An 11,092-nucleotide genomic window follows, 5' to 3' on the forward strand; every position below is an offset into this window, starting at 1 on the left:
GCTTGATATGATATTTTATTTTTCTGGAACAGGAAATACCAAGTGGGCGGCGTCGAAACTGGCGGCGGCTACTCGTGAAGACTTGATATCCATCGCTCCTTATATGAGGGCAGATGATTCAAGCCATAACTTAGCCGAGCCGTTTATTCAGAAAGAGAATGAACGGCTCGGATTCGTTTTCCCCGTACATGGATGGCGTGTGCCGAAACTGGTAAGGGAATTTATCAGCAAGATGAAGATTCTGAGAGAACCATCTGATGCCACTGGCGGAAACAAGGCGAAAGCCGATGACTGTCTGAAGAATCGCCCCTTCGCCTATTGCGTCTGCACGGCAGGCGACAGCATCGGACTAACCATAGAGAATCTCAACGAGGTGATTTCCCTGAACCCATCGCTTCAGGCTCTGGGCATTACGGAGGTTTCATCCTCCTACTCTCTCATCATGCCGGAATCGTACATCGGTCTGCCGTTCATGGATGTGGATCCGAAGGAGCGTGAAATCCGGAAGAAGGAGAATGCTGCACAGGAACTTGCCGTTGTCTGTGAGGAAATCTTCGACCGCAAGGAAGGCATCAACCGATTGGTCAAAGGCCCTATCCCATGGTTCTTCACCAAGGTGGTGGGTGGTTTCTTCGAGAATGTACTCATCACCGACAAGCGTTTCCACGTAGAGAAAGACCGATGCGTGAAGTGCGGCATCTGTGCCAACGTATGTCCGGTAGGTGATATCAAGGGCGGACATGGCGAATATCCAGTCTGGCTGCACCATAAGGATTGCCTCACCTGCTTTACCTGCTATCACCATTGTCCGCATCACGCCATTGAGTTTGGAAACCAGACTCAGAAGAAGGGACAATACTATTTCAGATAATTGCCCCTTCTGAAGCGGGATCCAGAACCAATCCATAATAATGATTCTGTAACTAATCCATAATAATGATGAAAAAGATTATCCTATGCCTAACACTCGCTTGGATGTCTGCCACTACCATGTTTGCAGTCAAGGCGAAACCAGGTATCACCCAGTTGCAACTGGTAGATGGTACCATCGTATCAGCAACTCTCCATGGAGATGAGCATTTTTCATATTACTCGCTTCTCGACGGCACTCCACTGAAGAAGAGTGATAACGGGAAATACGAAATCATCTCTACCGAGACGCTCAATGCCCGAAAAGCTACAGTTATCAATACTCTCAAGACTAGAGCAAAAGGCATTGGATCAATAGCCCCAGCCTATTTCCCTCATTCAGGATCGCCCAAGGCGCTGGTTATCCTGGTAGATTTCCAGGACGTGAAGTTCAAGAGCAGCAATCCCGTTGCCACTTTCAACCATTACCTCAATGCCGATTTCGGCACAGCAGTACCTAGCCAGGATGCTTCGGTATTCAACGAGGAAGATGTTAACTACGGTTCGGTAAAGGAGTATTTCAAGGAATGCAGCATGGGTAAATTCACCCCAAAGTTCGACATTGTAGGTCCATATACCATCAGCAAGGAATCTGCCTATTACGGAACGGATGACTCGAAGGGTAACGACCAAAATTTCAAGCAGATGATCAGCGAGGCTTGCGCCCAGGCTGCTGCCGACAAGGTTGATTTCTCTAAATATGATAACAATGGCGACAAGTTCGTAGATCTGGTTTACATCATCTACGCCGGCTATTCGCAGAGTATCAGCGGCAATTCCGACGACTATCTCTGGCCTAAGTCGGGTACCGACAATTTCTACAAATATAATGTGGCAGGCAACAAAATCATGCCACAGGAATATCTGATTTACAATGGTTGCAGAATCTGCCGCTATGGTCTCAACAACGAGTTAAACGGTTCGCCAGATTCCCCAATCCCCTCCATCAATGGCATCGGACTCTTCTGTCACGAGTTCTCTCATACCATGGGCTTACCAGATCATTATGATACCGAGTATAAGAATGCCGACAACCAGTCACCAGAGTTCTGGGATGTGATGGATGCAGGCGAATATACAGACAACGGCTACCGCCCTACCCCTTATTCACCATGGCAGAAGATGCTGATGGGATGGGCTACCCCTACTACGCTCGATGATACACAGGCGCAGCAACTCACCCTGGAACCATACGACCAGGCATCAAAATCCTACAAGATAGAGGCTGATGTGAACGAAGATAATTTCCGCATCAACGAGAATTACTCAATAGCCGACCCAACGGTCCAGGAAAAGAAGGAATTGATGGAAAGAGCCAAGGGAGAATTTCTCCTCCTCCAGAACATCAGAAACGAAGGCTGGTACAAGGCGCTTCCTGGATACGGCTTGCTGGTATGGCGCATCGATTACAGCGATATCGATGAAGTACATCTCACGGACAGCCCTAATAACACCATCGGTATTCCTAGAGTAACGATTGTTCCTGCAGATGGTCTGGTCATCAACCAGGCAAATATCGGCAATAACAAATATACGGCAGATCAATATTGGGAGAGCTGCTGGAATGATCCGTTCCCAGCCTATAAGATAGGAAAGGATGGAAGCGACATCAACAGTCTGACAGAAGTGAAGTTCAACTGGAGCACGATGACTACCCGCCCACTCTACAACATCGCAAAGGATGAGGCTACCGGCATCGTCAGCTTTGACTACCTCAAGGATTTCAAGGCAACGGGTATTGAGCACACCCTTCTTGACAAGGATGCTTCCTCTACCCCAACCGAATACTTCGACCTGGAAGGCAGAAAGATTACCACCCCTCTCAAGGGACATCTTTACATCACCAATAAGGGAAAGAAGGTAATATACTAAGAGGAAAAGCTTACGCTATGAATAGAAAGTTATGTTCAGCGTCGTTGAATGTATGTTCAACAGTGTTGAACTTAAGTTCAGCAGTGCTGAACATAGGTTCAACAGTTATGAACATAGATTTTCATTAATGATAAGAACAAATGCTATTAATGATGAAGACAATCATCATTAACAGTGAAGACAATCATTAAAAACATCAGATACAATTCCCATTAGGAACAAAAGAAAAATCCCTAGGCGATATCAGCTATCGCCTAGGGATTTATTATTTCCTTTTATTCAATAGATTCTAGAACCTTAATAGATTCTAGGACCGAAGATGGTAGTACCCACACGCACCATCGTACTGCCGTGCTTGACAGCGATATGATAGTCGTGGCTCATACCCCAGCTGCGCTCGCAGAAGGCATCATCATCGGCGAAATACTTTGCCTTTACCTCATCGAAGAACTGGGCAGCCTCATCAAATTCAGAGGCAATCTGCTGTTCATCATCGGTATTCGATGCCATCATCATCAAGCCGCATATCTGCACATGAGGCATCTCTCTCCACTCGCCAGCCTCCAGGATTTCACGGCAGGCATCGAGCGAAAGCCCCGACTTGGTATCTTCCTCGGCAATATGCAGTTCCAGCAACACCTTCACCACGCGGTCGTGCTTGGCTGCCTGCCTGTTAATCTCCTTCAGGAGCTTCAGGCTATCCACCGACTCTATCATGGAAATATAAGGAGCAATGTACTTCACCTTATTACTTTGCAGATGACCGATGAAATGCCACTGGATATCCTTAGGCAGGGAAGCCACCTTCTTGGCGAGTTCCTGCTCATGGCTCTCGCCAAAGATGCGCTGCCCCTCGGCGTACGCCGCCTCAATAAACTCATTGGGATGAAACTTGCTGATGGCTACAAGGCTAACCCCTGCAGGCAAGCTGCCCAACACTTCATGAAGATTTCCTTTTACATCATAGTCCATATCTTGAATGTTAAATGTTGAGTGTTGAGTGTTGAATGTTGAATGTTGAATGTTGAATGTTGAGTGTTGAGTGTTGAATGTTGAGTGTTGAATTAACCGTTGTGTCCCGTTAGGCAACTCAACATTCAACATTCAACACTCAACATTAATTTATTTCTCCTCGTACTCAGGCACGTCGTTCTTCTCCTCCTTCTTGTCGCCAGGAGCGTGATGCTCGAAAACATCCATCAGCTTGGTCTCGTTCAAGCCTACTACATCATAGTCGATCATAGTCTTGCCCATCACCTCGTCGATATAGCGGAGTGCACGAGCCAAAGACTTAGCCTGTACGAGATATGTAACATTAGAGCGCTTCTCCTTTTCAGTCTTTTCATCAATGGTGATGAACTGGAGCTTAGCCTTGTACCACTTGTCATCATCATCAATATCGCTGAAGAAGATCTCTCCATAGCAAGCCTTACCGATACCGCTGACCTTCAACTCTCCGCTTACATAGACAGACATCTCGTCGATAATAGCGCTCTCTGCCTCGGTGAAACTCAGGGCATCAACCACGTATGCTTCAGAAACCACCTTTTCTGAACCATCCTCCATTGTCTTCTGATATTTAACCTTTGTCTCAAACCAAGTGCTTGTTCTACTTCTCATAATTTCTTTTCCTTTTACTAATGTTTAAAATCTTTGTTTTATTATCCTTTTCCAGCCCCCCCTCTTCCCTTTCCACCTAATTTATATGATAGGCAGGGTGAAAGCGCCGAAAGATGATGCAAAGTTATAAAAAAGAATGGAGAAGAACAACAGAATAAAGAGTTTTTTACTAAAAAATCAAATTTTAACCCAATCTATTACGTATTTTCAATGAAATTACGTATCTTTGCAGTCGATTTGCGAGATATTGTTTCATCTGATAAGGCTGGGTAAGTACCATGCCTGGAAGAGGAAACTGCTTGCTAGGGTTAATAACAGAAAGAATTATTTAGAAAAGATGCCAGAAATATCTGTACGCGGTCTTGAAATGCCAGAGTCACCTATCAGAAAGTTGGCTCCACTGGCTGCCGCAGCAAAGAAACGTGGAGTAAAGGTATATCACCTCAATATTGGTCAGCCTGACCTGCCTACTCCACAGTGTGGTCTCGATGCGCTGAAACACATCGACCGCACCATCTTGGAGTATTCTCCAAGTCAGGGCTATCTCAGTTATCGTGAGAAGCTAGTAGATTATTACAAGAAATTCAATATCAACGTAACTGCCGATGATATCATCATCACATCGGGAGGTTCTGAGGCTGTGCTCTTCTCTTTCATGAGTTGCTTGAACCCAGGAGACGAGATTATCGTGCCAGAACCTGCCTATGCCAACTATATGGCGTTCGCCATCTCGGCGGGTGCCAAGATCCGTACCATCGCCACTACCATCGAGGAAGGTTTCTCCCTGCCTAAGGTGGAGAAGTTTGAGGAACTCATCAATGAGCGCACCCGTGCCATCCTGATCTGTAACCCGAACAACCCTACCGGCTATCTCTATACCCGCAGAGAGATGAACCAGATTCGCGACCTGGTGAAGAAGTACGATCTCTACCTCTTCTCTGATGAGGTTTACCGTGAGTATATCTATACCGGCAGCCCTTACATCAGTGCGATGCACCTTGAGGGTATCGAGCAGAATACCGTGCTCATCGACTCTGTATCCAAGCGATACAGCGAGTGTGGTATCCGTGTGGGTGCCCTGATTACCAAGAATGCCGAGATCCGCAAGGCGGTGATGAAGTTCTGTCAGGCTCGCCTCTCTCCTCCATTGATTGGTCAGATTGTTGCCGAGGCTTCACTCGATGCACCAGAGGAGTACTATCGCGATGTATATGATGAGTACGTAGATCGACGCAAGTGTCTGATCGACGGCCTCAACCGTATTCCGGGCGTTTACTCTCCTATCCCAATGGGTGCCTTCTACACCGTAGCCAAGTTGCCTATCGACGACTCAGACAAGTTCTGCCGCTGGTGTCTGGAAGAGTTTGACTATGAGGGCGAGACCGTGATGATGGCTCCAGCCTCAGGTTTCTACACCACTCCTGGTGCCGGCCGCAACCAGGTGCGTATGGCGTACGTCTTGAAGAAGGAAGATCTGAACCGCGCATTGATAGTTCTTGCCAAGGCACTCGAGGCTTATCCGGGAAGAGTGGAGGATGAAGGACTATAACAATGTTGTTTGTAATGTTGAATGTTGAATGTTGAATTGCCTAACGGACACAAAGATTAATTCAACAATCAACATTCAACATTCAACATTACAAACAACATTCAACATTCAACATTACAAAAGATGAACTTTCCTCTGTTTATAGCAAAGAGATTATATCGTGATCAGGGCGACAAACATAAGGTTTCTCGCCCTGCTATTCATATTGCCACAGCCGGTGTTGCCATCGGACTCGCCATCATGATCATGTCGGTATGCGTGGTGCTGGGATTCAAGCACACCATCCGCGACAAGGTGATTGGCTTCGGAAGCCATATCCAGGTGGCCGACTTCATGACCCTGCAGCAGCAGAACCAGTATCCGGTGGTGATGAACGACTCGATGGTGAAGGTGCTCCAGAAGATTCCGGGCGTGAAACATGTGCAGCGCTTTGCCATGAAAGAAGGAATCCTCAAGACCGACAACGATTTCCTGGGCGTAGTGCTCAAGGGTGTGGGTCCGGATTTCGATTCTACCTTCATCCATCAGAACATGGTGGAAGGAAGCATACCGAAGTTTGATGACAAAGCCAGCCATAACCAGATTCTGATTTCCAAGCTGATGGCAGACAAGTTGAAACTGAAGAACGGGGAGCGCATCTTCGCCTACTTCATCGACAACCAGGGCGTGAGAATGCGCCGGTTCACCATCGCGGGCATCTACGAGACTAATCTCAAGAAGTATGATGAACTGATGGTCTATACCGACCTCTATACAGCCGTGAAGCTGAATGGATGGGAGGATGACCAGGCAAGCGGTGCCGAGCTGACCGTGAAGGACTTCGACAAGCTCAACGAGACGGAAGACTATATTATCAATAAGGTGAACCGTACCGTAGATCATTACGGAGAAACCTACAGCAGCGCCACCATCAAGGAGCTGAACCCAAACATCTTCCAATGGCTCAGCCTGATGGACCTGAATGTATGGATTATCCTGGGACTGATGCTCATCGTGGCAGGCGTAACGATGATCAGCGGATTGCTCATCATCATCCTGGAGCGCACTTCGATGATTGGAGTGATGAAAGCCCTGGGTGCCCGCAACAAGACCATCCGCCACACCTTCCTCTGGTTTGCCGTATTCATCATCGGCAAGGGAATGATGCTGGGCAATGTCATCGGACTGGGACTTCTTGCCCTGCAGCATTTCACGGGAATAGTGAAGCTCGATGCCCAGACTTACTACGTAAGTACGGTACCGGTGGAGTTCAACTGGCTCTTTATCGTGGCACTTAACGTAGCCACCCTCCTCATCAGCATCTTCATGCTGGTAGCACCAAGTTACCTCATCTCTCATATTCATCCAGCCAAATCGATGAGATACGAATAGGATTAAATTATCCCATTATTGCCACCAGTAAATGGCAATAATGGGATAAAACTATATATTTTTACCTAGTTCCTAAAATATTTTACGCTAATCAATAAAATAATGCACATTTTATTTTGCGATGTGCAGTATTTTCTGTACCTTTGCACAAAATTTTGTAAATTGTGCAATGAATTCAATACCAAGCTTTAACTCGTATATTGAGAGAAGCATCATCAAGAATTGGCACTTGGATGCGCTCACCGATTATAAGGGCGCTACACTCCAGTACCACGATGTTGCAAGAAAGATAGAGAAACTGCACATCCTGTTTGAAAACAGCGATGTGAAGAAGGGCGACAAGATTGCCGTCTGCGGTAGAAATAGTAGCCAGTGGGCAGTAGCTTTCCTGGCTATTATCACCTATGGTGCAATCGTCGTGCCTATACAGAACGAATTCAAACCAGAGCAGATCCACAACATTGTGAACCATAGCGAGAGCAAGCTCCTGTTTGTGGGTGATGTGGTGGCTACGGAGATTACCCCCGATGAAATGCCTACACTGGAAGGCATCATCTATCTGCCGGATAATTCACTCGTCATTTCCCGTTCAGAGAAACTCACTTACGCCCGCGAGCATCTCAATGCAATGTTTGGTCATAAATATCCCAAGTACTTCCGCCCTGAGCATGTGAAATATCACGTGGATGATCCGGAAGAACTGGCAATGATCAACTACACAAGCGGAACTACAGGTTTCTCCAAGGGTGTGATGTTGCCATACAGAGCCCTCTGGGGTAATCTCGATTATCTGATGGATACGGTAAGTCCCAAGATCGGCAAGAACTGCAACATCCTCTCTACCCTTCCGATGGCTCACATGTATGGACTCATGACCGAGTTCATCTACAATATGGCAATGGGTAACCACATCTTCTTCCTCACCCGCCTTCCGAGCCCAACACTCATCTCTGAGGCGCTGGCAGAAATCAAGCCAGACATCATCTTTGCCGTACCACTCGTGGTAGATAAGATTGTGAGAAAAGAAGTGTTCCCACATATCCAGACCAACCGTGCCCGACTGCTGATGAACATGCCTGTCATCAACAAGCGCATCAAGGAGAAAGTTCGCGAATTTGTATTGCGCAAGTTTGGCGATCGTCCTTACGAGGTGGTTGTGGGTGGTGCTCCACTCAACAAGGAGATAGAGAACTTCTTCATCAGCATCGGCTTCCCTATCGCCATGGGTTACGGTACTACGGAAACCGCTCCGCTCATCACCTTTGCCCATCAGGACAATTATGTGGCAGGTAGCTGCGGTGTTGCCGTGAAGCACATGGAGGTGAAGGTTCTGAGCGATGACCCTGAAAACGTGGCAGGCGAACTGGTTTGCCGTGGCATCAACGTGATGAAGGGCTACTACAAGAACCAGGAGGCTACCGATGCCGTGATTGATGAAGATGGATGGTTCCATACCGGCGACCTGGCAACGATGAGTGCCGACGGACATTTCTTCGTAAGAGGTAGAAGCAAGAACATGCTGCTCGGTCCTAACGGACAGAACATCTATCCAGAGGAGATTGAGGATAAGCTCAACTCTATGGCTATGGTCAACGAGAGCATCGTGCTGCAGAAGGACGACAAGCTCGTGGCACTCGTTCATCCGGAAATGGAAGAGAGCAAGGAACTGGGATTCTCGGACGAAGACCTCGCCAACATCATGGAGCAGAACCGAAAGGAACTGAATATGCAGATGCCTAGCTTTGCAAAGATATCACGCATCCAGCTGCACGACACCGAATTTGAAAAGACAGCCAAGAAGTCTATCAAGCGTTACCTCTACCAGGACGTGATATAATACGTGAAACAAAGCGTAATCCAGAGATAGAGACTTCAAGTACGAGAAAAAAAATAAACTTAGAAAATCGTTAAATAATAGAATATGGAAATTCCTAGCTTTAACGCACTTATCCAGCAGAGCATCATAGACCATTGGGATATGGATGCCTTGACTGACTACAAGGGAGCTACCTTGCAGTATCACGATGTAGCACGCAAGATCGAGAAGCTGCACATCATGTTTGAGAACTCCGGTGTAGTAAAGGGCGACAAGATTGCTCTTTGCGGTAGAAACAGTGCCAATTGGGCAGTGGCTTTCCTCGCTACCCTAACCTATGGTGCCATCGCCGTACCTATCCTGCATGAGTTCATGCCAGAACAGATTCACAACATCGTGAACCACAGCGATGCCAAGCTGCTCTTCGTGGGCGACGTTGTTGCTACACAGGTAGATGCAACCAAGATGCCGGGTCTGGAAGGTATCATCTACATTCCAGATTACTCGCTCGTGGTTTCACGTACCGACAAGTTGACATACGCCCGCGAGCACCTCAACGAGATGTTTGGCATCAAGTATCCTAAGTACTTCCGCAGGAACCACGTCAACTACTATATCGACCAGGATCCTAACGAGTTGGCCATGATCAACTATACCAGTGGTACTACCGGTTTCTCCAAGGGTGTGATGGTTCCATACCGTGCCCTGTGGAGCAATGCCGACTTTGCCGAGAATGTATTGGGCAAGAAGATCAAGGCAGGAGATTCTATCATCAGTATCCTGCCGATGGCACACATGTATGGCATGGCATTCGAGTTTATCTTCGAGTTCATCAAGGGTTGCCATATTTACTATCTCACCCGCATCCCTAGCCCAGCCATCATCGCCGAGGCATTCGGACGCATCAAGCCAGCAGTTATCATCGCTGTGCCTCTGGTTATCGAGAAGATTATCCGCAAGAAGGTATTCCCTAAGATCCAGAACAACCGTATGCGCATGCTCCTCCACATGCCTGTCATCAGCAAGAAGGTGAAGGAGAAGATCTGCGACCAGGTAAGCAATGCCTTCGGTGGCAACTTCTATGAGGTGATTATCGGCGGCGCTGCGTTCAACCAGGAAGTAGAAAGATTCCTCCACGGCGTGGGCTTCAGATATACAGTGGGTTATGGCGCAACAGAATGTGCGCCTATCATCTGCTACGAAGATTACAAGAACTTCGTTCCGGGATCTTGCGGTAAGGCTGCGCTCCACATGATGGTTCGCATCGACAGTCCGGATCCGGAGAACGTACCAGGCGAAATCCTTGCCAAGGGTCCTAACGTGATGCTGGGTTACTACAAGAATGAGGAGGCTACCAAGCAGACCATCGATGAGAACGGATGGTATCATTCCGGCGACCTCGGAACGATGGATGGCGACGGCAATGTATTCATCAAGGGCCGCAGCAAGAACATGCTGCTCGGCGCCAGCGGTCAGAACATCTATCCTGAGGAAATCGAGGATAAGCTCAATTCTCTCGCCCTCGTTGCAGAGAGCGTGGTAATTCAGAAGGGCGACAAGCTGGTGGCTCTGGTTTATCCAGACTTCGACGAGGCTCAGTCTCTGAACCTGGGCAGAAGCGAACTGGAAGAGATTATGGAGCAGAACCGTCAGGAGCTCAACACGATGGTTCCTGCCTACAGCAAGGTAAGCGAGATCCGCATCCACGATGAGGAATTTGAGAAGACTCCTAAAAAGAGTATCAAGCGATTCCTCTATACAGCAGAATAATTCTAAAAGATATAAGAAGTTGAAAGAGGGTGTGTCATAAGTCTAGATAATGGCAGCCGAAGACGGGCTGAAAGCCCAAAAGCTCCTAGCCCAGGGCATCGCCCTGGGTAATGTTGGCAAAAAGCAAAGTCGCCCTGAAAGGGCAAAAGCTTTGAAATTGAAAGCTTTTGCCCTTTCAGAGATCG

8 protein-coding genes are annotated in these 11,092 nt (G+C 47.5%); 6 read left to right on the forward strand and 2 right to left on the reverse strand.

The window, feature by feature from the left end:
* Window positions 1-7 precede the first annotated feature (7 nt).
* Together AAAT87_RS03450 and AAAT87_RS03455 are read left to right on the forward strand one after the other, a co-directional pair.
* Window positions 8-871: an EFR1 family ferrodoxin gene (locus AAAT87_RS03450; protein ID WP_349225619.1), complete on the forward strand. Its 864-nt coding sequence runs from the start codon at window positions 8-10 to the stop codon at window positions 869-871.
* Window positions 872-939: 68 nt separating this feature from the next.
* Entirely contained in the window at window positions 940-2,781 is a 1,842-nt protein-coding gene (locus AAAT87_RS03455) for a M6 family metalloprotease domain-containing protein (RefSeq protein WP_349225620.1), read from the forward strand.
* Window positions 2,782-3,078: 297 nt separating this feature from the next.
* On the opposite strand, the gene AAAT87_RS03460 is transcribed toward AAAT87_RS03455, so the two are convergent.
* The gene (locus tag AAAT87_RS03460; protein ID WP_349225621.1) at window positions 3,079-3,753 is read right to left on the reverse strand and encodes a YggS family pyridoxal phosphate-dependent enzyme; all 675 of its coding nucleotides are present in this window, start codon (window positions 3,751-3,753) and stop codon (window positions 3,079-3,081) included.
* Window positions 3,754-3,903: 150 nt separating this feature from the next.
* Complete coding sequence (locus tag AAAT87_RS03465; RefSeq protein WP_295024214.1) at window positions 3,904-4,401, reverse strand: DUF4494 family protein; 498 nt, start codon at window positions 4,399-4,401, stop codon at window positions 3,904-3,906.
* Window positions 4,402-4,738: 337 nt separating this feature from the next.
* Between AAAT87_RS03465 and AAAT87_RS03470 the strand changes: the two genes are divergently transcribed.
* From AAAT87_RS03470 to AAAT87_RS03485, 4 genes are all read left to right on the forward strand, one after another.
* A complete protein-coding gene (locus AAAT87_RS03470; RefSeq protein ID WP_295024216.1) occupies window positions 4,739-5,950 on the forward strand; it encodes a pyridoxal phosphate-dependent aminotransferase in 1,212 nt (403 codons plus the stop codon).
* Window positions 5,951-6,073: 123 nt separating this feature from the next.
* Entirely contained in the window at window positions 6,074-7,321 is a 1,248-nt protein-coding gene (locus AAAT87_RS03475) for an ABC transporter permease (RefSeq protein WP_298532304.1), read from the forward strand.
* Window positions 7,322-7,490: 169 nt separating this feature from the next.
* Window positions 7,491-9,158: an AMP-binding protein gene (locus AAAT87_RS03480; RefSeq protein WP_296974211.1), complete on the forward strand. Its 1,668-nt coding sequence runs from the start codon at window positions 7,491-7,493 to the stop codon at window positions 9,156-9,158.
* Between the two features lie 84 nt (window positions 9,159-9,242).
* On the forward strand, window positions 9,243-10,907 hold the full coding sequence (locus tag AAAT87_RS03485) for an AMP-binding protein (RefSeq protein ID WP_295024222.1): 1,665 nt from the start codon (window positions 9,243-9,245) through the stop codon (window positions 10,905-10,907).
* Window positions 10,908-11,092: the final 185 nt, after the last annotated feature.

Origin of the sequence: Segatella sinensis (assembly GCF_040095255.1) — a bacterium.
GTDB classification, from domain to species: Bacteria; Bacteroidota; Bacteroidia; order Bacteroidales; family Bacteroidaceae; genus Prevotella; species Prevotella sinensis.

Bases quoted from the DNA above. Each gene is read 5' to 3' on its own strand.
- AAAT87_RS03450 (WP_349225619.1), top strand. From the start codon at position 8: ATGATATTTTATTTTTCTGGAACAGGAAATACCAAGTGGGCGGCGTCG.
- AAAT87_RS03455 (WP_349225620.1), top strand. From the start codon at position 940: ATGAAAAAGATTATCCTATGCCTAACACTCGCTTGGATGTCTGCCACT.
- AAAT87_RS03460 (WP_349225621.1), bottom strand. From the start codon at position 3,753: ATGGACTATGATGTAAAAGGAAATCTTCATGAAGTGTTGGGCAGCTTG.
- AAAT87_RS03465 (WP_295024214.1), bottom strand. From the start codon at position 4,401: ATGAGAAGTAGAACAAGCACTTGGTTTGAGACAAAGGTTAAATATCAG.
- AAAT87_RS03470 (WP_295024216.1), top strand. From the start codon at position 4,739: ATGCCAGAAATATCTGTACGCGGTCTTGAAATGCCAGAGTCACCTATC.
- AAAT87_RS03475 (WP_298532304.1), top strand. From the start codon at position 6,074: ATGAACTTTCCTCTGTTTATAGCAAAGAGATTATATCGTGATCAGGGC.
- AAAT87_RS03480 (WP_296974211.1), top strand. From the start codon at position 7,491: ATGAATTCAATACCAAGCTTTAACTCGTATATTGAGAGAAGCATCATC.
- AAAT87_RS03485 (WP_295024222.1), top strand. From the start codon at position 9,243: ATGGAAATTCCTAGCTTTAACGCACTTATCCAGCAGAGCATCATAGAC.